The following is a 22,974-nucleotide window of genomic DNA, read 5'->3' on the forward strand; positions in this document are numbered from 1 at the left end:
GGCTGGCCGGGATCGCCCGCATGTGATCGGGACGGCATTCTTCATCAGAGTTTCGCCACTGGAACCCGACCGTCCGCGCCGGGTACGGGCCGGAGTGCGGCCCGGCGCGCCGCGTCAGAGCCGCATCAGGACCGCGCCGGAACCGCGTCAGAAGCGCGTCGTGGAGACGATGTACACCACGGGGTGGCCGTCCTCGGCGAAGTCCACCGTGATGCGCTGCGAGGGCCGCGGCGCCTTCTCCTTGTTGACCAGGCCCGCGTAGCCGTCCCCGATCGTGAAGTCCCACTTGACCCGCGCCGCCTGCTTCGGCGAGATCGTGGCGACGCCCTTCTGCAGGTCCTCGCGGGTGTGCCCGTAGTGCGCCAGGAACGTGTCCAGGCCGTCCTGTGACGTGCGGAACGTCACGTACAGCGAGCTGGTCCTGAAGGAGTTGGTCTCGAAGTACGCGACCGGATACGAGTACGCCGGGATCGGCACGTCGTAGATCCGCCGCTGCACCTTGGAGGGCCACTGCCAGGTGAGCCCCGCCATCTTGGCCCGCTCCTCCTTCTCCTGGCCGCTGTCGCGGCTCTGCGCGGCGGAGAGCGCGAGGTAGCCGGCCGGGATGGCGATCAGCAGGAAGACGACGACGGCGGTGAGCCAGCGGCGCCGGCGGCTCGTCGGGGGCGCGGGCGCGTGCGCCCCGCCGTCGCCCGCCGCGGGGACGTCGTCGTAGGCGTCCCGGTCGGGCTGCTCGGAGCGGTCGTGGCGCTCGGGGTGGTCGGTCACAGGTGCCTGTTCCAGGTCGGTCATCGGCGGCCGGTCCGCTCATAGCGCTCGTAGCGCTCGACGCGGCGGCGGTTGGCGCGGCGGAAGCGGCGGGCCACCAGCCGGGCGAGATCGGCGGCGCCGACCATGCCGGCCTCGGGGCCGAGCTGGGCGCGCGCGATACGGGCCTCGGGGCGGTAGCCGCGCCCGGTGAGGGTGCGCCGGAAGGCGTCCCGGGCCGGGCCGATGAGCAGGTCGTCGGCGGCGCTGACGCCGCCGCCGATGACGAAGCACGACGGGTCCAGGGCCGCGGCGAGATTGGCGATGCCCACGCCCAGCCACTGGCCGATCTCCGCGAACAGCTCGACGCACATCGCGTCGCCCTCGCGGGCCAGCTCGGTGATCAGCGGCCCGGTGATGTCCGGGATGATGCCGCTGACCCGCTCGATGATGTTGTACGCGACCGGGGAGTCGGCGGCCGCCAGCTCGCGCGCCTCGCGCACCAGCGCGTTGCCGGAGCTGTACTGCTCCCAGCAGCCGCGGTTGCCGCACGGGCAGCGGTGCCCGCCGGGCACGACCTGCATGTGCCCGAACTCACCCGCCACGCCGTACTTGCCGCGCTTGACCTGGCCGTCCTCCAGGATCGCGCCGCCGATGCCGGTACCGAGCGTGATCATCACGAGGTGGTCCTCGTTGCGCCCGGCGCCGAAGCGCCACTCGGCCCAGGCCGCGGTGTTCGCGTCGTTGTCGACCATGACCGGGACCGCGAGGCGGCCCGCGAGGCGGTCGCGCAGCGGCTCGTTCCGCCAGTTCAGGTGCGGGGCGAAGAGGACGCGGCTGCGGTCGGCGTCGACCCAGCCGGCCGCGCCGATGCCGACGGCGTGCACGTCATGCCGGTCGGAGAGGTCCAGTACCAGCTCGGTGATGGTGTCCTCGACGACCTTGGGGCTCTTGGACTTGTCCGGCGTCTCGGTGCGGACCTTCTCCAGGATGGTCCCGTCGGCGTCCACGACGCCCGCCATGACCTTCGTCCCGCCGATGTCGATGCCGACGGTGGGCACGCGGGGCGCGCTGAGGTGCGAGCGCCGCTCGCGGGTGCCGACCGTGCGCAGCACGGTGGCCCGCGCCGACCCACGGTGCACCCTGTCCCGGTACGTACTCATGCTCGGCTCGTCTCGTCCCTGTGCGGTCTTGGGAGGCCATGGCCTCGGCTTGCGTCGGGGCGGGCACAGCCCACCCGCCGTGCGATTGTGCATCAAAGCCGCCCCGCGGCGCACCGCAACCCTCTGACCTGTGGCCTTTCTCAAAGTACGGGGAACTCGGGAACCTTTTCCGCGGCTCTCGGGCAGGGTTGACGGGCCGGGCGTCCGGGCCGGCTCAGGAGGCCCTGGTCACAAGCGTTTTTCCGGGCCGTATGCCCCTGACGGCCGAACCCGACGGGCCCCGCGGAGCGCTCTGGGTTGTGATGGGAACCGTTGATGTTCCGCCCTCTGTGAGGAGAACGCTATGCGCATCCGTACCGCCGCAGCCGCGGCCATCCTGGCCACCGCCGCTCTTGTCGGCAGCGCCGGCGCCGCCGTTGCCGACTCGGGCGCCCAGGGCAGCAGCAGCCACTCGCCGGGCATTGTGTCCGGCAACACCATCCAGGTTCCGCTCCACGTGCCGATCAACGCCTGCGGTCTCACCGTCGACGTGGTCGGGCTGCTGAACCCCGCACACGGGCAGTGCGCCAACAAGTAAACGTCAGGGTCCACACCGGTGCCGGCCTCCTTCGGGGGGCCGGCACCCCTCTGTTGACAGCGGGTCAGCGCCCGGCGGGCTCCCGGAGCGTGCCGTCCCAGCGCCACGACGTGCGGCGCGGGTGACCGGGCAGTGCCGTGCGGCCCGTGCACCACAGGAGTACGGACCAGCGGTCGGCGGCGTCCGGGGCGTCGGGGAAGAGCCGGGCCAGCACCCGGTCGCACAGCCCGGCGGGCGGCGTGAAGGGGAGGCCGAGGCCCTCGGCGATGTCGTGCACGTGCACCAGGGCTTCGACGATGCCCATGGCCGCGAAGCCCTCGGCGTCGGACACCCCGTAGGGGTGGAACGCGCGCTTGTCCGGCGGCGTGGTGCGCACCATGGCCGCCAGCAGCCCGCCGCACGCCTCCAGTACGTGCAGCAGTCCCGCGGGGCCCGCCTCGCGGTCGGCGAAGACGACGTTGTGGGGGCCGCCCGGCCGCTGCCGTGTCCCCGCGAACGGCAGGTAGGTGTCCGTCGGCGGGCGCGCCGGACCGAGCTGGACGGCGTAGCCGAGGAAGTCGTCGGCGAGGTGCTCGGCGGTCTCCCAGCAGTCCCATTCCAGGGAACCGGCCCGCACGCTCCAGTCCGCCCCTTCCCCGCCGTACAGGGCGGTGACCGCAAGCCGCACGGCTTCCTCGACATCGGCTGCGGTGACGGGCCCGGCGGGTGTTCCCTGAATGGAAGACATGGCGCGGAAGGTAGCAACGGTCACCCGGCCGGGGCACCCGATTTACCGGAGCACCGAGTAGAGAGAAAGCCGGAGACCATGGTGGCGCACGCGCGGGAGGAACGGCGGTACGACGTCGTGGTCGTCGGCGGCGGGGCCGCCGGGCTGAGCGGGGCACTGGCCCTGGTGCGGGCGCGCCGTTCGGTGCTGGTGATCGACGACGGCCGGCCGCGCAACGGTATGGCGGACCGCACCCACAACTTCCTGACCCGCGACGGCATGCCGCCCGGGGAACTGCTCGCGGCCGGCCGGGACGAGGTGGCCGCGTACGGCGGCGAGTTCGTGCCGGGCGAGGCGGTGGCGGCCGAGCCGCGGGAGGGCGGCGGCTTCCGCGTCCTCCTGAAAGCGGGCCCGCCCGTCGCGGCCCGCCGGCTGCTGGTGGCGACCGGGCTGATCGACGAGCTGCCCGAGGTGCCGGGGATGGCGGAGCGGTGGGGGCGGGACGTGCTGCACTGCCCGTACTGCCACGGCTGGGAGGCCCGCGACCGGGCGATCGCGGTGCTGGCCACGGGGCCGCTCGCCTGCCGGCAGGCCCTGATGTGGCGGCAGTGGAGCACGGACGTGACCCTGCTGCTGCACGCCTCGCCGGAGCCGGACGCCGAGGAGTACGAGCGGCTGGCCGCCCGTGGTATCGCCCTTGTGCCGGGGCAGGTGGCGGGTCTGGAGGTGGCGGACGGCGCGCTGGCCGGCGTGCGGCTGGCGGACGGCCGGCGGGTGCCCTGTCAGGCGCTGGTCGTGGAGCCGCGGTTCACCGCGCGCGCCGGGCTCCTCGCGTCCCTGGGGCTGTCCGCCGAGGTGGAGCGGTCGGCCGGGGAGGTGGTGGGCAGCTCCGTACGGGCGGCGGACTCCGGCGCCACGGACGTGCCGGGGGTATGGGTGGCCGGAAACCTCACGTCCCTCTCCGACCAGGTCATCGGCGCCGCGGCGGCCGGGGTGCAGGCCGCCCAGGCCATCAACTCGGACCTGGTCGACGAGGACACCCGGCTGGCGGTCGCGGCCCGCCGCGGGTCCGGCTGACGCGCGTTCCTCGAAGGCGGGACCGTGTCCCGAAGGCGGGACCGCGTCCCGAAGGCCGACCGCGGGATCACCCGGTCTCGAGGCCGTCGATCAGCCGGTCGAGGAACCGGGTGAAGGTGGCTTCGGGGGTGAGGGGACGGCCGGGCGCGGCGAGGGCCGCGGCGAGCTCCGGATGGTGACCGTCGGCGGCGACGGCGGCGAGGTAGCGGGCCTCGGCCGCGGCCCGGCCGGGCGCTTCCGCGGCCGCGGCCTGCGCGATCTCGTACCCGACGTGCCCGGCGACGAAGCCGGTGAGCTGGCTGAAGACCTCCAGCTTCGCAGCGCCGTCCAGCCGGGTGGGCCGCAGGGCCGCGAGCGCGTGCTCCAGGAAGGCCAGCGCGTGCGGGCCGAGCGTGCGGCGGGCGGTCAGCGCGGCGGGCAGCCAGGGGTGACGGAGCATCAGGGCGCGCTGGAGATGGCCGATGGCCTTCAGGTCGGCACGCCAGTCACCGGTGAGCGGTTCGTCCGCCGGGAGCTCGCCGCTGACGTGGTCGACCATCAGCTCCAGCAGCGTCTCCTTGTCGGGCGCGTAGCTGTAGAGCGACATGACGCCGGCGCCGACCTCGGCGGCGACGCGCCGCATGGTGACCGCGTCCAGCCCCTCGGCGTCCGCGAGGGCGACGGCCGCCGCCGTGATCGCCTCACGGCTGAAGGCGGGCCGGCGCCCGCGGCCGGTCCGGGCGGTGCCGAGCCAGAGCTGCCGGGGGTCGACGCCGGTTCCGTCATGACGGGTCACGTTCTTCGCCTTCCTCTGCATCCGAGCCTTCCTTCGCGTCCCACTATTCTCGTACAGTGTACGGAAATACTGGAGGGGCACGAGGGGGAGAACACGCATGACACCGAAACCACCGCTGTCCGCACGGATGATGCGGGCGACCTTCCGCGGGCTCCCGGCCAAGCGGTACAAAGCCGGCTGGGAACCGGGGCTCGTGGTGCCGGGGGCGGACGGCAGCCCCTTGCGCGCCGACCACTACTTCCCCCGCGCGGCGGGCGACTTCCCCACCCTCCTCGTGCGCTCGCCCTACGGACGGGGCCTGCCCTGGTCACCCATGTACGGCATGCTCTTCGCCGAACAGGGCTTCCACGTGCTCCTGCAGAGCTGCCGCGGCACCGGAGGCTCGGGCGGCCGGTTCGACCCGTGGCGCCAGGAGGCCGCCGACGGCCGGGCCACCGTGGCCTGGCTGCGGCGGCAGCCCTGGTTCAACGGCACGCTCGGCACGGTCGGCGCCAGCTACCTGGGGTACGTGCAGTGGGCGCTCGCGCTCGATCCGCCGGCAGAGCTCAAGGCGATGGTGATCCAGGCCGGTCTGCACGACCCGCACGCCTTCTTCCACGCGGGCGGCGCCTTCCACCTGGAGAACGCCCTCGCCGTCGGCGCGGGCATGACGTACCAGCACCGAGGGACCGTGCCCCTCGTCCGCGCGATGCTGCGCCTGAAGCGCCGGCTGGGCGAGATCACCACCGCGCTGCCGCTGCGCGGAGCACACGTACCGGCGCTCGGGGACGTGCCCTGGCTGGACGGTGCGCTGACGCACCCGGACGCCGACGACCCGCACTGGCACGGCACGTCCATGGCGGCGGCCGCCGAGCGGCCGGGCGTGCCCACCGCGCTGATCGCCGGATGGCACGACGCGCTGGCCGACCAGACCTTCGCGCAGTACCACCGGCTGCGCCGGGCGGGCCGCGCGACCACCCTGCTCGTCGGCCCCTGGACGCACACCTCCGCGATGCGGCTGGGCTGGCCCGAGGTCTTCACCGAGAGCCTCGGCTGGCTGCGCGCGCACCTGTGCGGCGACCCCGCCGGCCTGCGCCCCACCCCCGTACGCGTGCACGTCGGCGGCGAAGGCGCCTGGCGGGACCTCGACGACTGGCCACCCGCGCCCGCGACGACCGACTGGTACCCCACCGCGCACGGGGACCTCACCCGGGAGCCCCCGGCGGACTCCGCGCCGCTGGCGTCCCTCCGCTACGACCCGGCCGATCCCACCCCGTCCGTGGGCGGTCCGCTGCTCTCCCCCGGAGCCGGCCCCCGCGACAACGCTGCGCTGGAGGCGCGGGAGGACGTCCTGACGTTCACGGGCCCGCCGCTGACCGAGCCCGTCGACGTGCTCGGCCCGGTCGCCGCGCGGCTGCGGATCTCCACGGACACCGGCTACGCGGATGTCTTCGCCCGGCTGTGCGACGTGGACGGACGGAACCGTGCCACCAATGTCTGCGACGGGCTGCTCCGGCTGCCAGCCGCCGGTCCGGGCCCCTCGGAGGTCACCGTGCCGATGAGTGCCACCGCCCACCGCTTCGCCGCGGGGCACCGCATCCGCCTCCAGCTCAGCGGCGGCGCGCACCCCCGCTACGCCCGCAACCCCGGCACCGGGGAGCCCGCGGCCGACGCCACCACCCTCGTACCGGCGCGGATCACCCTGCACGGGGGATCGGCGCTGTCGCTTCCCACCGGGGTACGGGACTGAGCGTCAGTCCACCTTCAGGACGAGCTTGCCGCGGGTGCGGCCCTGTTCTCCGCGGCGGTGCGCCTCGGCGGCGTGTTCCAGCGGGAGGACGTCCTCCACCTCGACCTTCACCACGCCCTTGTCGATCAGTTCGGCGATCTTCGTGAGGGCCGCGCCGTCCGGCTCCACGAGGAAGCCGCAGGCCCGCAGGCCCAGCTGGCGGGCGGTGTCCACCAGCTCGGGCGCGACGCCCGAGGGCACGGCGATCAGCAGGCCGCCGGAGCGGAGCGTGCCCAGCGACCGGGTGCTGGTGTCGTCCTTGTCGTCGCCGACCAGGTCGATGACCACGTCGACGTCGCTCACCTCGTCCTCGAAGCGCACGGCGGTGTAGTCGACCAGCTCGTCGGCGCCCAGGCGGCGCAGCCAGTCGTGCTTGGCGGCGCTCGCGGTGCCGATGACGTGGGCGCCGAGGTGCTTGGCGAACTGCACGGCGAAGTGGCCGACGCCGCCGGCCGCGGCATGGATCAGCACCCGCTGCCCGGAGGTCACCTGGGCCGTGTCGACCAGCGTCTGCCAGGCGGTGAGCGCGGCCAGCGGCACGGCGGCGGCGTGCTCGTGGTTGAGCAGTGCCGGCTTGCGCGCGAAGTGCCGGGAAGGGGCCGTGACGTACTCGGCGTACGCGCCGGCCTCGCGCGGGAACCACGGCATGCCGTACACCTCGTCGCCCACGGCGAGGGTGTGCACGCCGAAGCCGACCTCCTCGACCACGCCGGAGACGTCCCAGCCGACGGTGAACGGCGGGTCGCCGAGCACGGCCGCCATGCCGCCGCCCTGGCGGGTCTTCCAGTCCACCGGGTTCACACCCGCGGCGTGCACCCGTACGAGCACCTCGGTCGGCAGTGGCTCCGGCCGCGCCACCTCGGACATCCGCAGGACGTCCGGGCCGCCGAGCGCGTCCTGGGTGATCGCGCGCATGGTGGTCCCGCCGCTCGGGGCGCTGGTCATGTCGTGCCTCCTGTGCGTGTGGCGTACTCGGCGCGGGCGCGCCGCGGGGTCGTTCGACTCCCCTACCGGCGAAGCTACCGCCGAGCACCGGCGCCCCCGCGGAAGCCGTTCCGCGCGCCGCACCCGTACCCGGCCACCGGCACCCGTACGCCCCGCCGCCTCAGTGCATGGGGTGGCCGCCCAGGTGCTCCGGGCCCTGCGCGCGCTCCAGCTCGTGGCTGAGCTGCTCCAGTTCGCTGCCCCCGGCCATCTGGCGGGTCAGCTCCTCCAGCGCGATCTCCGACTTGAGGTGGCTGCCCGCCATCGTGCCGCGCTTGAGGAGGACGAAGCGGTCGCCGACGAGGTAGGCGTGGTGCGGGTTGTGCGTGATCAGGACGACGCCGAGGCCCGCGTCCCGGGCGGCGGCGACGTACTTGAGGACCACGCCGGACTGCTTCACGCCGAGCGCCGCGGTCGGCTCGTCCAGGACGAGGACCTTCGCGCCGAAGTAGACGGCGCGGGCGATGGCCACGCACTGCCGCTCGCCGCCGGAGAGGGTGCCGATGGGCTGGTCGACGTCGCGCAGGTCGATGCCCATCCGCAGCAGCTCGGAGCGGGTGGTCTCGCGCATCGCGCGGGCGTCGAGGTGCTTGAAGGGGCCGAAGCCCTTCGTGGGCTCGGAGCCGAGGAAGAAGTTCCGCCAGACCGGCATCAGGGGGACGACGGCGAGGTCCTGGTAGACGGTGGCGATGCCGCGGTCCAGCGCCTCGCGCGGGGAGGAGAGCCGGGCCTCCTCGCCCTCGATCGTGAAGGAGCCGGCGTCGTGCTGGTGCAGCCCCGCGATGATCTTGATGAGGGTGGACTTGCCGGCGCCGTTGTCGCCGAGCACGCAGGAGATCTCCCCCGCGTGCACCTCCAGCGAGACCCCTTCCAGGGCCTTGACGTTGCCGTAGTACTTGCTGACGTCGCTCAGCTCGACGAGCGGCGTGCCCGCGTCGGTGCGGGGCTCGGAGTCGGTCGCGGTACTCATTTGCTCGCCTCCGCGCGCTTGCGTACCCAGGCGTTCAGCAGCGTGGCGAGCAGCAGCATCGCGCCGAGGAAGAACTTGTACCAGTCCGGGTTCCACTGGGCGTACACGATGCCCTTGCTGGTCATGCCGAAGATGAAGGCGCCGACCGCGGCGCCGATCGCCGAGCCGTAGCCGCCGGTCATCAGGCAGCCGCCGACGGCCGCCGCGATGATGTAGAGGAATTCGTTGCCGACGCCGTCGCCGGACTGGATCGCGTCGTAGGAGAACAGCAGGTGCTGGCCGGAGATCCAGGCGGCGAAGGCGACGCCCATGTACAGGCCGATCTTGGTCTTGGTGACCGGGACGCCGACCGCGCGGGCCGCGTCCGCGTTGCCGCCCACCGCGAAGATCCAGTTGCCCACGCGGGTGCGCAGCAGGATCCAGGTGGCGAGCGCGATCAGCGCGATCCACCAGAGGATCGTGACCTGGATGTCCACGCCGCCGATCGTGAGGTGGGAGGCGAAGAGCACCCGGGCCGACTCGAACCCCTCCATGTCGGCGATGGACTTCGTGGAGACCGTGCCGCTGATCAGCTTGGTGAAGCCGAGGTTCAGGCCGGTCAGCATGAAGAACGTGCCGAGCGTGATGATGAAGCTGGGCAGCTTCGTCCGGGTGAGGAGAAACCCGTTGAAGACCCCGATGGCGAGGGTGACCAGCAAGGACACCCCGACGCCGACCCAGGTGTTGGCGGTCATCTGGTAGCTGAACATCGACGAGATGAGCGCCGAGCTGACGACCATGACGCCGGCCGACAGGTCGAACTCGCCGCCGATCATCAGCAGCGCCACGGGGACGGCCATGATGCCGATCGTCGAGGAGGCGTACAGCACCGTCGAGAGGCTGTCCGCCTGGAGGAAGGTGTCGGCCGCGAACGAGAAGAAGAGGAACACGGCGATCGCGCCGACCACCGCGCCCAGTTCGGGGCGGCCCATCAGGCGGCGGGCGAGCGAGCGGTGCACGAGGCGCTCGTCCGGGCCCTCGGTCGGCTTGGCGGGCTGCGGTTCCGCGGGTGGTGCGGCGGTGCTCATCGGGTCCCCCGCTTCGTGTATTCGGCCAGCGCGGCGGCGTCCTTCTTGGTGACCACCTGGGGTCCGGTGAGGACCGGGCGGCCGCCGCCGAGGACGTCGGAGTTGTACTTGTACAGCCAGAGCAGGTCCACCGCCTGGTAGCCCTGGAGGTAGGGCTGCTGGTCGACGGCGAAGCCGAGCGAGCCGTCCCGCAGCCCGTCGGCGACCTGCGCGTTCAGGTCGAAGGTGTCGATCTCGGCCTTGCTGTTCGCCTGGTCCTTGGCCTTCACGGCGGTGGCGGCGAAGGGGGCGCCGAGCGTGACCACGGAGTCGATCTTCGGGTCGGCCTGCAGCTGGGACTCGATGGAGGACTGCACGTCGGGCATGTTGGTGCCCTCGACGTACAGCTTCTTCATCGTGCCCTCGAAGGTCTTCTTCGCGCCGTCGCAGCGCTGCTCGTGGCCGACATTGCCCTGCTCGTGCAGGACGCACAATGCCTTCTTCTTGTGGCGCTCGTTCAGCTCCTCGCCGACCGCCTCGCCGGCGATCGACTCGTCCTGGCCGACGTGGGTGAGCGCGCCGTACTTCCCGGAGACCTCGGAGCCGGAGTTCACGGTGATCACCGGGATGCCGGCCTTCTCGGCCCTGGCCAGTACGCCCTTCATGGCGTCCGGCTTGGCGAGCGTGACGATCAGTCCGTCGACCTTCTGGTCGATGTAGGACTGGACGAGCTGCGCCTGCCGGCTGCCCTCCTTGTCGTGCCCGTAGACGAACTTGATGTTGTCCTTGGCGGCGGCCTGCTTGGCGCCGTTCTGCACGATGTCCCAGAAGGTGTCGCCGTCGCCCGAGTGGCTGACCATGGCGAAGGTCCACTTCGGGGTGTTCACGGCCGCCCGGCCGCCGGCCACCTGCGCCTCGCGCGCCTCCTCGGCGCGCTTGCCGCCGGTGGCGCTGCAGCCCGCCAGGGCCAGGCCGAGCACCCCTGCCAGCACGGCGCCCAGCGCGCGTGCCCCTGTCCGAACCCTTGCCACGAGGTCGTGCCCTTCTCGTTGGATCGCTGAATCGATGGGATCCCGCGGATCTCACTGTCCGTAGTCATTCCGTGGGCCCGACGGATCGGGCCCAACCGCCAAGTATCCGTTATGCCTGCTGGTCCCGGGGTCAGCGGGTCCCGCGGGCGGTGTACTTCTCCAGCGCCGGCACGTCCTCGCCGGTCACGAGGGCCGGGCCGGTGAGCACCGGACGGCCGCCGCCCAGTACGTTCGCATTGGTCCGGTTCAGCCAGAGCAGATCGACCGCTTCGTACCCCTGGAGGTAGGGCTGCTGGTCGACGGCGAAGGTGATGTCCTTCGCCTTGAGGCTCTTCACCACGGCGGCGTTGAGGTCGAAGGTCGCGACCTCGGCCTTGCTGCCGGCCTGGTCCTTGGCCTTGACGGAGATCGCGGCCATGGGTGCGCCGAGCGTGACGATCGCGTCGATGCCCTTGTCCGACTGGAGCTTCGCCTCGATGGAGGACTGCGAGGACGGTGCGTTCGTGCCGTCGACGTTGAGGTTCTCGACCGTACCGTCGAAAGCTTTCTTCACGCCGGCGCAGCGGTCCTCCAGGGAGACGTTGCCCTGCTCGTGAATCACGCACAGCGCCTTCTCGCGGCCGCGCCTGTTCAGCTCCTCGCCGACCGCCCGGCCCGCGACGGACTCGTCCTGGCCGATGTGGGTGAGGGCGCCGTACCGCTGGGAGTACTCGCCGCCCGAGTTGATGGTGATCACCGGGATACCGGCTTTCACGGCGGCCCGCACCGCCGACTGCAGGGCCTGGGGCTTCGCGAGCGTCACGATCAGCCCGTCCACCTTCTGGTCCGTCATGCTGCGGACCAGCTCGGCCTGGCGCGACCCCTCCTTGTCGTTGGCGTAGAGGAATTTCACGTTGTCCTTCTTCGCCGCCTGCTCGGCGCCGGTCTGGACGATGTCCCAGAAGGTGTCGCCCTCGCCGGAGTGGCTGACCATGCCGATGGTCATGCGGGGCGTGTCCGCGGCCTTGCCCGAGGCGCCGGACGCGGCGCCCTCTTCGGACTTCTTGCCGCCGGAGCCGCTGCAGCCGGCGGCGAGGGCGAGCGCCGCGAGGGCTGCCGCGACCGCGCGGACGCTTCGTACGGTACGCATCGTGAACCGCCTCCTCTGCCGCGCGAGTGCGGCTGGAGGTGTTTGTAGCGGCGTACGGCGAACCGCGTCAATGGTTTGTCAGAACATTCTTACGGCCGCACGAGGAGCTGGAACTCGAAGGCGTAACGGGACGCGCGGTAGACGTGCGAGCCGAACTCGACGGGTCGGCCGGTGTCGTCGAAGGTCGTGCGCTGCATCGTGAGCAGCGGGGCGCCCTCCTCCTCGGCCAGCCGCTCGGCCTCCGCCGCGTCGGCCACCCGCGCGCCGACCGCCTGCCGGGCGCTGTGCAGGGTGATCCCGGCGTTGCGCATCAGGCGGTACAGGCCGGTGCTCTCCAGCTGCGCGGTCTCCAGCTCGATCAGCCCGAGCGGGAGGTGGTTGCGCAGGTGGGCCATGGGCTCGCCGTGGGTGAGCCGGAGCCGCTCGACGAGCGCGACCTCCGCGCCCTCGGCGACGCCGAGGGCGGCTGCGACCTCGGCGGTGGCCTCGGTGGTGGTGTTGAGCAGTACCTTCGTGGCGGGCTTCTGGCCGGCCGCCTCCAGGTCGTCGTAGAGGCTGCTCAGCTCCAGCGGGCGCTTGACCTGGCTGTGCACGACCTGGGTGCCGATGCCGCGGCGGCGGACGAGCAGCCCCTTGTCCACCAGTGACTGGATGGCCTGCCGGACGGTCGGCCGGGACAGGCCCAGCCGTCCCGCGAGCTCGATCTCATTGCCGAGCAGGCTGCCCGGGGCCAGCTTGCCGGTCTCGATCGCGGCCTCCAGCTGCTGGGACAGCTGGAAGTACAGCGGGACCGGGCTGCTCCGGTCGACGCTGAACTGAACAGGGCCCTCGGCGCCCGCGGTGTCTGCTTCGTGTTTCCCCACGTGGCCGAGGGTATCCGCCCCCGCCCATGACGGGAAGTCCAGAGGTCACATTGTCCGGACATACCGTACGCCGCGCTCCGGGCGACGCGCGCCCGCCGTCGCGCCGACGCGCCCCCGATCGGGAGAAACGGGTGGCCACAGGGGTCGCAGGCGGCACAATGGACGGATGCCGGAGTACGCCGAACTGCATCTGTCCGACCGCACGTTGGTCCGCCTCGCCCTCGCCCCCGTCGGCACGCCCGTGCCCACCGTGCCCGCGGCGCGCCCGGATCTGCCCGACGGGGCCGGCACCGTCGAGCCCGTGGGCCGGGCCGGCGAGCGGATGGCCGCGCTCGCCGGGGACGGGCTGCGGGCGGTGCTCAGCCCGCTCGGACCGCTGCTCCAGGAAGTGCACGACTCCGTCGCCCGCACCGAGAACCCTCCGCGGGAGCTGTCCGTGGAGTTCGGCGTGCAGATCGGGCAGGACCTCAAGCTCGGCATCGCCGGGGGCAGCGCCCAGGCCGCCATGAAGATCACCGCCAGCTGGCAGCTGCCGGACACCGCAGCCCAGGCGGGCTGACCGTGCGGTGGTTCGGCGCCGGCGCGGAGGGCGCCGGGGAGGACGCGTCGCCGGACGAGCGGGCCGGACTGATCACGGTGTACGGGACGGACTCCGCCCCGGTGGACGGCGAAGCGCCGCCCGCGCGGCCCCCGTTCGCCGCCACGCCGCTCGGTGGCGCGGCGCTCGGCACGTACCCGTCCGGTTCTCCCACGCTTCCCCGGAGCGGCGTCCGCACGGTCGGCGCCGGCGTCTGCCTCACCCCGCGGCACGTCCTCACCTGCGCCCATGTCGTCAACCTCGCGGCCGGCCGGGACCGCCTGGAGCACTCCCACCCCGGCACGGTGGAGCTGACCGTGGGCTTCCCCGGTGCCGCGCGCGACGCCCGCGGCACCGCCCGGCTCACCCACTGGATACCGCCGCGGGACGAGCAGTTCCCCGAGCGGCACTCCCCCGTGCCGCCCGGCGCCCGGCGCTGGCGCGGCGACCTCGCCGTACTGGAGCTGACCGGCGACCCGCCGCCCGGCGTGACCCCGCCCCGCTGGACCGCGATGACCGACGCGCAGACCGTCCGCGCCCGGTACGGCACCGGCGACCCCGAGCACACCGCGTACGGCCGGATCGCCTCCTGCGAGGGCGGCATCGGCTATGTGCACGGACGGCCCACCGGCGCGGCGATCCGCGGCGGTTACAGCGGCGGCCCGGTCTGGTCGGTGGGCGACCACCGCGCGGTCGGGCTGGTCGCCGCCATGGTCACGCACGGCACCGGCCCCTACGACCCGGCCATGACCACCAGGCTGAGCTGGTCGTTCTCCTGGCAGGTCATCAAGGAGGAGCTGATCGCCGCGGGCGCCCGCGCGCTGCTCGCGGAGTGCACGGACCCGGTGCCCCAGCAGCGCGCCCCGGACCGGCTCCGCGAGGACCTGCGGGTACTGCTGGACCGCGCGCTGCCCGACGAGGCACATGTGCGCAAGCACGCGGCGCGCTTCGCCGAGCGGTGCCGGCTGCCGCACCCCGAGGACGGCTCGCTGCCCACCCTGGAGGAGTGGACGGAGGTCCTGCTGACCGTCGACCGGGCGGTGCCCGCGCTCGCCGAGGTGCTCGCGCCGTACGACCCGGTGAACGCCCGCGCGCTGCGCGACCTGGCCCGGCTCACCCCGCGCCTGACGGACCGCTGGATGTCGCCGTGGGAGGAGCAGGCGCTGCTGCAGCTGCTCGGCACGCTCCCCGACGACGTCCGGCGGCGGGTCCCCGAGGCCACCCGCAGCGCGTTCCCGTACCCACTGCCGGACGAGGTGGTGGACGGTACGGGGCTCAGCGACCCGAAGGTCTTCGCCGCGTACGCGCGGCACTGGGTGAGCGCGCTGGAGAGCCGCGCGGGCGACGGGCGGCAGGTGCCGGCCGGCACCCCGGGCGTACCGGCGCTGCTGCGCGCGGTGGAGTTCGTCGCGGCGCTGGGCAGCCCGCTCGCCCAGCGCACCGAACTGCGGCTGTGGAACGAGCGGATGGCGGGCCACCTCGGCATCGACGCGGCCACCCTCGCTGACCGGCGCGCCGACGCCGACCAGTGGGCGCAGTCCGCGGTGAGCGCGCCGCCGCGGCTGGTCGTGGAGCTGACCGGCGGCACGGGCCACGGCCGCACCCGCCGGTACGACGTGGGGTTCTGGACGGACGTGGGCGACGGCCGGCTGCAGCCCGCGGCCGGCGCGGGCGCCGACCCGCTGACCCCGGCCGAGATCGTCGGCATCCTGCACAAGCACCTGGACCGGCTGGCCGGCGCCTCGGTCGGGCAGGCGTGGCCGGCCGTCGAACTGATCGTGGAACACGGCGACCTGGAGATCGACCTGGACTCCCTGGACGCCGCGGGCGAGGGCCCGCTGCCGCCCAAGGTCGTCGGCACCCGCTATCCGATGGTGCTGCGCTGCCCCAGCATCCGGCGGCTGGCCGACAGCGACGGCGTGTGGCGGCGCCGTTGGCGGGCGCTCGGCAAGAAGGGCGCGGTGCGGCTGGACCCGTCGCACGACGATCCGGGCCGGGTGGCCGGGCTGCTCGACGAGGACCTGGATGCCTCCGTCGTGGTGGTGGGCACCCCGCACGGCACCCGCGCCAGGACCGCCACATGGTGCCTGGCCTGCGGGGTACCAGTACTGCTGTGGGACCGCGGGGACCACGCGGACGGCGGCCGGCTCTTCGCGCTCGACCCGCCCTCGCGCGTGCACCAACTGCCCGACGCCGTACGGGAGTACCGGGCCAAGGCCCGCCGCTCCCCCGACGAGTACCGCGCCCGCCCGGTCCTGGTGTGGGACGATCCGGGCCGTCCGCTGCCGCTGACCGCGCATCTGACCGACCCTTCCGAGCGAGCGGAACTGTAGGAAGTCCAGGGAGCCATGAGCACCGAGAACGCACCCGCCGACCCCCGCAAGGCCCCGGACGCCGCCGTCCCCGGTCCCGCCCGGTCCGCCGACGACCGCGGCACCGGCGCCGCGGACGGCTGGCGGCTCTTCCGCGGCGACGGCCGGGCCCGCAGGCCCGCGATGCCCGAGGCGCCGCCCTGGCGCCGGTTCGGTCACGCGCGCAGGGACACCACCGCCCCCGGACCGGGCGGCGGCCCGTACTTGATCGGCCCGGAGCAGGCCGACGTGGTGAGCGCCGCGCTCCACCTGCGCCGCCCGCTGCTGGTCACCGGCCATCCCGGCACGGGCAAGTCCTCGCTCGCGCAGGCCATCGCGCACGAGCTGTCGCTGGGCCGGGTGCTGCACTGGCCGGTCAACAGCCGCGCCACGCTGCAGGACGCGCTGTACCGGTACGACGCGGTGGGCCGGCTGCGCGAGGCGTCGCTCCGCCGCGACCGGGACGAACCGGAGCCGCACATCGGCACGTTCGTCCGGCTCGGCCCGCTCGGTACCGCCCTCGCGCCCCGCGACCGGCCGCGCGTGCTGCTCGTCGACGAGCTGGACAAGGGCGACGTGGACCTGCCCAACGACCTGCTCGCGGTCTTCGAGAGCGGCGAGTTCGAGATCCCGGAGCTGGCCCGGCTGCCCGAGGACCAGGCCGACGTGGACGTGCTCACCGCCGATCCCGGCGCGACCGAGCCGGTGCACCGCGGACGCGTGCGCTGCCGGGAGTTCCCGGTCGTGGTGATCACCAGCAACGGCGAACGGGACTTCCCGCCCGCCTTCCTGCGCCGCTGCGTCCGCCTCGACCTGCCCGACCCGGACGAGACCCGGCTGCGCGAGATCATCGCGGCCCACCTCGGCCCGGAGATCCTGCCCGAGGTCGACGACCTGCTCACCGCGTTCCTGAACCGCCGCGCGCTCGGCGAACTGGCCACCGATCAGCTGCTCAACGCCGTCTTCCTGCGCGCGGGCGGCGTGGACATCGACGCCGAGGCGGTACGCAAGGCCGTGCTGCACCGGCTCGGCGGGACGGTGTAACGACGATGCCGGAGCGGGCCCGCCGCATCCTGGGCGACAGCGGAATGGAGCTGTCGCCGCAGGAGCTGCTGGACGCGCTCTGGCTGGCCACCCGGCTGCCCGTACCGGAGGAGGCGCCCGCGGCGCCGGACCCGGAGCCGGCGGACGGGGCGGCGCCGCCGGAGCCGGACGACCCGTCGGCGCCCGAGGCGCCCGACGGGGAGCCGGTGCTGCCCTCCCGCTCCCCCGGCCGCGAGGCCCGCCCGTCGGCGCCCGCCCGCGCGCCCCGCCGCCCGGACGCCGGGCACGGCCTGCACGGCGGCTCGCTCCGCACCACCTCCCCCGACCGGGACGGCGGCCGCCCCGCCGTCTCCGTACGCGCCCCCGAAGGCAAGGCCGTCACCGACGCGCTCGCCCTCTCGCGCGCGCTGCGCCCGCTCCAGCAGCAGCGCCCGAGCCCGGTCCGTACCGAGGTCGACGAGGCCGCGACGGTCGACGCGATGGCCGAGACCGGGCTCCCGGACGTGGCGATCCTGCCCGCCCGCGAACGCTGGCTGGACCTGGCGCTGGTCATCGACGACGGAACGTCCATGCTGCTGTGGCAGCGGCTCTGCGGCGAACTGCGCGGCGTACTGGAACGGCTCGGCGCCTTCCGCGACGTCCGGGTGTACGGGCTGCACACCCGCGGCGGCGGGCGGCCCGGCCTGCGCAGCAGCCCCTTCGGCGACGGCCCCGCCAACGGCGACCCGGCGGTCCTCGCGGACCCCTCCGGCGCCACGATGGTGCTGGTCGTCACCGACGGCATCGGGTCGGCGTGGCGCGACGGCCAGATGGGGGACGTGCTCGCGGGGTGGGGGCGCTGCGGCCCGACCGCGGTGCTCCAGGTGCTGCCGCCGCAGATGTGGAAGGGCTCGGGCGTACGGGCCGACCGCTGGGAGGTGACCTCGCGCGGCCGGGCCTCGGCCAACGCGACCTGGCAGGTCACCGCCTCCGGGCTGCCGCCGGAACTGGCGTCCTTCCGCGGCGTGCCGATCCCCGTCCTGGCGCCGCGCCCCACCTCCGTCGCGGAGTGGGCGCGGCTGGTCGCCTCGCCCGGCGGCACGGCCGTACTCCCCCTGCTGCGCACCGCGCCCGCGGCCGCCGGCGACCTCGGCGAGGACCTCGCTGCGACGCCCGCGCCGCCGCCCGGCACCGACGCGGCGACCGCCGCCGTGCTGCGGTTCCGCGACACCGTCTCGCCCGAGGCGTACCGCCTCGCCGCCCATCTCGCGGCGCTCGCGCCGGTCTCCGTACCGGCCATGCGGCTGGTGCAGGAGTCGGTGTCCTGGCCCGCCGGGACCGCGCACCTCGCCGAGGTGTTCTCCGGCGGGCTGCTGCGCGCCGTGCCGCCCCCGGCCGCGCACGACGTCCCCGAGCGGTTGCGGCAGTTCGACTTCCCCGCGGCGACGAAGGCCATACTGTTCGACACCGTCCCCACCGCCGAACTGCTGGAGACCGGGCTGACGGTGGGCCGCCGGATGGACGAACTGGTCGGCCGCTCCCCGGACTTCCCGGCCTGGATCTCCCACCCGGCGGGCCCGGACCGGCTGCCGGACCACGCCAGGGCGTTCGCCTGGGTGAACGACGCGCTGCTGGTACGGCTGGGGATCGGGCGGGCGGAGGCGGCGGGGCCGCGCCGGGCGGCGGCGACCGCCGGCGCGACGGTGACCGATATGCCGGTGGCCGCGCGGACCGCGCCGCCCAGGACGACGGCGGCCGCGGCGGCAGCGGCCGCGCAGGCCACGGCGGCCGGCCGGGTGCCGGTGCCCGGTGTCCTCCCCGGCCCCCGCGTCCCCGACGGCGGCTCCCCCGCTCCCTGGCCCGCTGCCGCCGCCCCGCACGGGGCGCGCGGCGAGAAGCTGCTGAAGGCGGCGGTGCTGGACGCGCTGCGCCGCGACCCGTACGCGCACAGCGAGCTGCCCGCCTACCTCTTCCTCGGGCCGCCGGGCGGCGGCAAGACCACGCTGCTGCGGCAGCTGTCGGCCCGCGCCCAGGAACTGCACGCGCCGCTGGCCTGGCTGGACCTGGACGGCGCGTACACCTCGATCACCGAGGTGGCCCTGGAGGCGGCCGGGCAGTTCCACGGGGACGCCCGGCACTCCACACTGGCCTTTCCGGCCTTCGCCGGGCTGCTCACCGCGTTCGCCCTCGCGCCCGCGCCGCGTGCCATAAGGGAGCTGGCGGAGTCGGCGCGCGGTGTGCTGGGCCGCTTCCCGCTCGGCGACGTCCCCAGTACGGTCCGGGCCGGTCTGCAGAGCAGTCTGGAGGCGCTCGGGGACGCACCGCCGCCGCCCGGTGTCGGCGCCGTGCTGCGGCTGGCCGGTGAACCGCGGCTGCGGCTGCGGCACCTGGAGCGGGCGCTGGCCGGCGTCGCGCGGCGCAGCGACGGCAGCGCCCGTGACCTGCTGCGGTACCTGCGGCGGCAGCTGGCGGGCCGCCCGGACGAGGCCGGGATCATGGACGAAGTACTGCTGCGGGCGCTGCTCTCGGACCTGCGGACGGCCTACGCCCCCTCGCGCTGGCGCACCACGAACTGCCTCCTCCTGCTGGACAACGCCGACTGCCCGGTGGGCGAGGAGTTCCTGCAGGGGCTGGCCCACGCCCGGGCGCTGGACAGCGGCGTCACCCCGGCCTGGGATCCGCTGCTGGCCGTGGCCACCGCCGGGACCGTGCCCCGGCAGGTCGACCCGGAGCAGCTGGCCGGGCCCGACCTGCGCTTCCAGCTGACGCACTGGCGGCTGACGCATCGTCAGGAGACCCGGACGGCGGACGACCTGGTCGTCGCCCAGCTCGGCGGGCTGTCCCTGGCGGAGGTCACCGAGCTGGCGGCGGCGACGCTCGGCGGCACCCGCGGCCTGCCCCGGCCGCCCGTCGCGCACCCGGCCGGCTGGCTCGGCCGCCTCGTGCACGACCTGACGCGCGGCCACCCCGGCGCGGTAGCGGCGCTCCTGGACGCGCTGCCCCGCTTCCCCGCGGACACCGACTGGGCGTACCGGCTGCGCCGGCTGCTCACGCCGGCCGGACCGCTGCCCGAGGGCACCGGCTGGGACTTCGCGGGCGACCTGCTGCACACACTGCTGCGGGACGTGCCCGAGGAGGTACGGGAGCTGCTGCCGCGGGCCGCGGCCGCGGTCGACCTGGACCACGCGTTCACGGCCTGGGGGCTGTGGGGCGACACGGACGAGCGCGCGCAGGGCGCCCTGACCCACTTCCGTACGCACGGCCTGCTCACCCCGCCCGTGCAGGACGGCCAGACCGACCAGCTGCACCCGCTGCTGCGCCACCTGCTGCTGCGCGAACTGGCCGAGCGGCCGGAGACCGGCGCGTTCACCTGGCGGCACGCCCACGACGCGCTGCGGCTGCGGGCGCGCGACCATGGCCAGGGAGCGGTCGCCGCGTACCACGCGCTGGCGCTGGGCGACCTGCCGGTCGCAGCGGAGTACCTCAGCCGGGTGTTCGAGCGGACGACGGACCAGGCGGCCCGGAGCGAGGCGTTCGACCTGGTCCGGCGCGCGCCGGTGCGCGACTACGTCCTCTTCTCCGACGACTCACCGGTCCGCCGCTACCACCGCCTCGTCCGGCCCCTCGCGCAGGACAACCCGCCGGCGGCGATGGCGCGGGCGCTGGCCGCCGCCTGGCTCGGCCCGGAGCCGGCCCGCACCACGAGCGGCCGGGCACGCCCCGACGCCCAGCCGGGCCGCCCCTACTTCGACCCGCTGACCGACCCGTACGGCATCCTGACCCCGACCCTCAACGAGGCACTCACCGCACTGGACCGCCACTACCCGGGCGGCTGGGGCACGGCGTACGCGGCGCTGTACGGCACGGACGACTGACCCCGCACCGCCCCGGGCGCCGCTCCCGTCACTTCATCCACTCGTCCTCGTACTTCTCATACGTGCCGTCGTGCTTGGCCAGGTGCACGAACTGGTCGACGTACTCCTTGAACTGGAAGTCCTTGCGCGGCAGCGCGTATGCCTTCTCGGCGAAGGTGAAGGGCTTGTCCGGGTGCACGGAGCACAGCTCGGGGTGGAGCTTGGCCTGGTAGAGCGTCTCGCTGGCGTCCGTCATCATCACGTCGGCGCGGCCCTCGACGATCTCGTCGAAGATGGTGTTGTTGTCGTTGTGCACCGTGATCTTCGCCTGATCCAGGTGCGAGCGCGCGAACTCCTCGTTCGTGCCGCCCGGGTTGACGACGACATGCGTCTCCGGCTTGTCGATGTCCTCCAGCGTGCGGTACTTGTCCTTGTCCTCGCAGCGCACGATCGGCGTCTTGCCGTCCGTACGGGTCGGCTCGCTGAAGGCGAGCTTGCGGGCGCGCGGCAGCGTGATGGAGACGCCGCCGACGGCTATGTCGCAGCGCCCGCCGTCCAGGTCGGCGACCAGGCTCGCCCAGGTGGTGGGAACGAACACCGCCTTGGCGTCCAGGCTCTTCGCCAGGTCCCGCGCCATGTCGATGTCCACGCCGCTGTACGTCTCGGTCTTCCGGTCCCAGGAGGTGAAGGGCCGGTAGTCGCCGGTGGTGCACACCCGCAGCGTGCCGCGCCGCGGCACGGTGTCCAGCAGGCTGGGCGCGAGCTTGTGAACGACCTTCTTCTTGACGGCCTTGCCGCTCTTGGCGTCCTTGGCGTCCTTGGCGTCCTTGGCGTCCGATGCGCCGGACGCGCTCGGCGTGGCGGACGCCTCCGGCTTGCCGTCCCCGGCGAACGCGGCGGGCGCTGCGGCGGTGGCGGCGAGAAGGCAGGCGAGGGCGGACAGCGTGACGGCACGCTTCATGGCGACTCCTGACGCGGCGGGGGCTGCGGGCAAGCTCCTGAGCCGGCATGGGCCGACAAGGGCTCGGCAAGATCAAGAGCTTAAGCCCGCAGCGCCTTTCAGCGCATCCGTACCGGCTTCAGGGCACGGGTACCGCCTCTCTTCCTCGCGCGCCTACCGCCTGTCAGCGCACCCGTACCGGCAGGCGGACCGGGCCGCGCATGAGGATGCCGGGGCGCCAGTCCAGGGTGGCGGGGTCGGCGTCCAGGGCCAGGTCCGGGCAGCGTTCGAGGAGCGTACGGACGGCGATGCGGCCTTCCATGCGGGCCAGCGGGGCGCCGAGGCAGTAGTGGATGCCGTGCCCGAAGGCGAGATGGCCGCGGGTGTCGCGGGTGATGTCGAAGCGGTCGGCGGCCTGGAACCGGCCGGCGTCCCGGGCGGCCGAGGCCAGCGCGACGACCACGGTGTCCCCGGCCGGCAGCACCGTGCCGCCGATCTCCACCGGCTCAGCCGTGTACCGCCAGGTGCTGGTCTCCACGGGCCCGTCGTACCGCAGCATCTCCTCGACGGCGTTGTCCAGCAGGCCCCAGTCACCGCGCAACGCAGCGAGCTGGTCCGGGTGGGACAGCAGGGCGAGGGTGCCGTTGGCGATCAGCCCGACGGTGGTTTCATGACCGGCCACCAAGAGGAGGAAGGCCATGCCCACCAGTTCGTCGCCGGAGAGGCGGTCGCCGTCGTCGTCGGTGGTGCGGATGAGCGTGCTGAACAGGTCCTGGCCCGGGGAGCGACGCTTGTCCTCGATGAGCTGTACGAGATAGCGCGCGAGCTCGGCTTCCTCCGTGCCGTCCCTGCCGGACGGCCCGTTGGCGGTGACGAACGCGTCCGACCAGCGGCGGAACCGCTCGCGGTCGAGGTCCGGCACGCCGAGCAGCTCGCAGATCACCGTCATGGGCAGCGGGTAGGCGAGCGCTTCGACGAGGTCGGCGCGGCCGTCCGTCGCCTTCGCGAGCATGGTGTCGATCAGGCCGTCGGTGATCTGCTGGACGGTGGGGCGCAGCGCCTCGACGGCACCGCCGGTGAAGGCTCTGGTGACCAGCTTCCGCAGCCGGGTGTGGCGGGGCGGGTCGCTCTGCAGCATGTTGGCGAGGAGCTGGCGGGTGCCCTCCGCCGGCTCCCACTGCGGGTGGGCCGACCAGTCCTTCTTCAGCCGGGGGTCGGCGAGCGCGGCCCGGGCCTCGTCGTGTCCGACGACCAGCCAGACCTCCTGGCCGTCGGACAGCCGCACCCGGTGCACCGGGCCGCGGGCGTGCAGCGCGGCGTAGTGCGGATACGGATTGCTCGTGAAGTCCTGTCCTAACCGATCCAGTTCGACGATGTCCGTCATCTGCGCTCC

Annotated in this window: 19 protein-coding genes; 7 read left to right on the forward strand and 12 right to left on the reverse strand. The window is 73.9% G+C overall.

Features of this window, described 5'->3' with window-relative positions; translation table 11 throughout:
- Nucleotides 1–147 precede the first annotated feature (147 nt).
- A complete protein-coding gene (locus tag ACIGXO_RS05735; RefSeq protein WP_399780779.1) occupies nucleotides 148–792 on the reverse strand; it encodes a hypothetical protein in 645 nt (214 codons plus the stop codon).
- Nucleotides 789–1,910 carry an ROK family glucokinase gene (locus ACIGXO_RS05740; RefSeq protein ID WP_031060788.1) on the reverse strand — a complete coding sequence of 374 codons (1,122 nt, stop codon included), beginning with the start codon at nucleotides 1,908–1,910 and terminating at the stop codon, nucleotides 789–791. The genes ACIGXO_RS05735 and ACIGXO_RS05740 overlap by 4 nt, the downstream gene beginning before the upstream one ends.
- A gap of 343 nt (nucleotides 1,911–2,253) precedes the next feature.
- Between ACIGXO_RS05740 and ACIGXO_RS05745 the strand changes: the two genes are divergently transcribed.
- Nucleotides 2,254–2,487, forward strand: a complete 234-nt coding sequence (locus ACIGXO_RS05745; RefSeq protein WP_399780783.1) for a chaplin — start codon at nucleotides 2,254–2,256, stop codon at nucleotides 2,485–2,487.
- A gap of 64 nt (nucleotides 2,488–2,551) precedes the next feature.
- On the opposite strand, the gene ACIGXO_RS05750 is transcribed toward ACIGXO_RS05745, so the two are convergent.
- Entirely contained in the window at nucleotides 2,552–3,214 is a 663-nt protein-coding gene (locus ACIGXO_RS05750; protein ID WP_399780785.1) for a hypothetical protein, read from the reverse strand.
- Nucleotides 3,215–3,292: 78 nt separating this feature from the next.
- On the opposite strand from ACIGXO_RS05750, the gene ACIGXO_RS05755 reads away from it, so the two are divergent.
- Nucleotides 3,293–4,270 (forward strand): NAD(P)/FAD-dependent oxidoreductase, encoded by a 978-nt coding sequence (locus ACIGXO_RS05755; protein WP_399780788.1) that lies wholly within the window; start codon nucleotides 3,293–3,295, stop codon nucleotides 4,268–4,270.
- A 67-nt stretch (nucleotides 4,271–4,337) separates the two neighbouring features.
- On the opposite strand, the gene ACIGXO_RS05760 is transcribed toward ACIGXO_RS05755, so the two are convergent.
- Nucleotides 4,338–5,066: a TetR/AcrR family transcriptional regulator gene (locus ACIGXO_RS05760; RefSeq protein ID WP_399780791.1), complete on the reverse strand. Its 729-nt coding sequence runs from the start codon at nucleotides 5,064–5,066 to the stop codon at nucleotides 4,338–4,340.
- Nucleotides 5,067–5,142: 76 nt separating this feature from the next.
- On the opposite strand from ACIGXO_RS05760, the gene ACIGXO_RS05765 reads away from it, so the two are divergent.
- Nucleotides 5,143–6,774 carry a CocE/NonD family hydrolase gene (locus ACIGXO_RS05765; RefSeq protein ID WP_399780794.1) on the forward strand — a complete coding sequence of 544 codons (1,632 nt, stop codon included), beginning with the start codon at nucleotides 5,143–5,145 and terminating at the stop codon, nucleotides 6,772–6,774.
- A gap of 3 nt (nucleotides 6,775–6,777) precedes the next feature.
- On the opposite strand, the gene ACIGXO_RS05770 is transcribed toward ACIGXO_RS05765, so the two are convergent.
- The 6 genes from ACIGXO_RS05770 to ACIGXO_RS05795 all read right to left on the reverse strand — a co-directional run bounded on the left by ACIGXO_RS05770 (nucleotide 6,778) and on the right by ACIGXO_RS05795 (nucleotide 12,836).
- Complete coding sequence (locus ACIGXO_RS05770; protein ID WP_399780797.1) at nucleotides 6,778–7,758, reverse strand: NADP-dependent oxidoreductase; 981 nt, start codon at nucleotides 7,756–7,758, stop codon at nucleotides 6,778–6,780.
- 160 nt (nucleotides 7,759–7,918) lie between these two features.
- Complete coding sequence (locus tag ACIGXO_RS05775; RefSeq protein ID WP_399780800.1) at nucleotides 7,919–8,767, reverse strand: ATP-binding cassette domain-containing protein; 849 nt, start codon at nucleotides 8,765–8,767, stop codon at nucleotides 7,919–7,921.
- The gene (locus tag ACIGXO_RS05780) at nucleotides 8,764–9,834 is read right to left on the reverse strand and encodes an ABC transporter permease (RefSeq protein WP_052868501.1); all 1,071 of its coding nucleotides are present in this window, start codon (nucleotides 9,832–9,834) and stop codon (nucleotides 8,764–8,766) included. The genes ACIGXO_RS05775 and ACIGXO_RS05780 overlap by 4 nt, the downstream gene beginning before the upstream one ends.
- Nucleotides 9,831–10,844: a sugar ABC transporter substrate-binding protein gene (locus ACIGXO_RS05785; protein ID WP_399780803.1), complete on the reverse strand. Its 1,014-nt coding sequence runs from the start codon at nucleotides 10,842–10,844 to the stop codon at nucleotides 9,831–9,833. The genes ACIGXO_RS05780 and ACIGXO_RS05785 overlap by 4 nt, the downstream gene beginning before the upstream one ends.
- A 130-nt stretch (nucleotides 10,845–10,974) precedes the next feature.
- Nucleotides 10,975–11,973, reverse strand: a complete 999-nt coding sequence (locus ACIGXO_RS05790) for a sugar ABC transporter substrate-binding protein (RefSeq protein ID WP_399780806.1) — start codon at nucleotides 11,971–11,973, stop codon at nucleotides 10,975–10,977.
- A gap of 89 nt (nucleotides 11,974–12,062) precedes the next feature.
- Nucleotides 12,063–12,836 carry a GntR family transcriptional regulator gene (locus ACIGXO_RS05795; protein WP_399780809.1) on the reverse strand — a complete coding sequence of 258 codons (774 nt, stop codon included), beginning with the start codon at nucleotides 12,834–12,836 and terminating at the stop codon, nucleotides 12,063–12,065.
- Between the two features lie 166 nt (nucleotides 12,837–13,002).
- Between ACIGXO_RS05795 and ACIGXO_RS05800 the strand changes: the two genes are divergently transcribed.
- From ACIGXO_RS05800 to ACIGXO_RS05815, 4 genes are all read left to right on the forward strand, one after another.
- The gene (locus tag ACIGXO_RS05800) at nucleotides 13,003–13,395 is read left to right on the forward strand and encodes a CU044_2847 family protein (RefSeq protein ID WP_399780812.1); all 393 of its coding nucleotides are present in this window, start codon (nucleotides 13,003–13,005) and stop codon (nucleotides 13,393–13,395) included.
- 2 nt (nucleotides 13,396–13,397) lie between these two features.
- The gene (locus ACIGXO_RS05805; protein WP_399780815.1) at nucleotides 13,398–15,746 is read left to right on the forward strand and encodes a trypsin-like peptidase domain-containing protein; all 2,349 of its coding nucleotides are present in this window, start codon (nucleotides 13,398–13,400) and stop codon (nucleotides 15,744–15,746) included.
- A 162-nt stretch (nucleotides 15,747–15,908) separates the two neighbouring features.
- Entirely contained in the window at nucleotides 15,909–16,808 is a 900-nt protein-coding gene (locus ACIGXO_RS05810; RefSeq protein ID WP_399781926.1) for an AAA family ATPase, read from the forward strand.
- 5 nt (nucleotides 16,809–16,813) lie between these two features.
- Entirely contained in the window at nucleotides 16,814–20,662 is a 3,849-nt protein-coding gene (locus ACIGXO_RS05815) for an SAV_2336 N-terminal domain-related protein (RefSeq protein WP_399780818.1), read from the forward strand.
- 28 nt (nucleotides 20,663–20,690) lie between these two features.
- Here ACIGXO_RS05815 and ACIGXO_RS05820 read toward each other — a convergent pair whose 3' ends face one another.
- Both ACIGXO_RS05820 and ACIGXO_RS05825 read right to left on the reverse strand, forming a co-directional pair.
- Nucleotides 20,691–21,602 (reverse strand): transporter substrate-binding domain-containing protein, encoded by a 912-nt coding sequence (locus ACIGXO_RS05820; protein WP_399780821.1) that lies wholly within the window; start codon nucleotides 21,600–21,602, stop codon nucleotides 20,691–20,693.
- A gap of 163 nt (nucleotides 21,603–21,765) precedes the next feature.
- A complete protein-coding gene (locus ACIGXO_RS05825) occupies nucleotides 21,766–22,965 on the reverse strand; it encodes a cytochrome P450 (RefSeq protein WP_399780824.1) in 1,200 nt (399 codons plus the stop codon).
- Between the last annotated feature and the right edge of the window lie 9 nt (nucleotides 22,966–22,974).

The sequence above is a fragment of the Streptomyces sp. NPDC053542 genome, from assembly GCF_044544685.1.
In the GTDB taxonomy this organism is placed as follows: domain Bacteria; phylum Actinomycetota; class Actinomycetes; order Streptomycetales; family Streptomycetaceae; genus Streptomyces.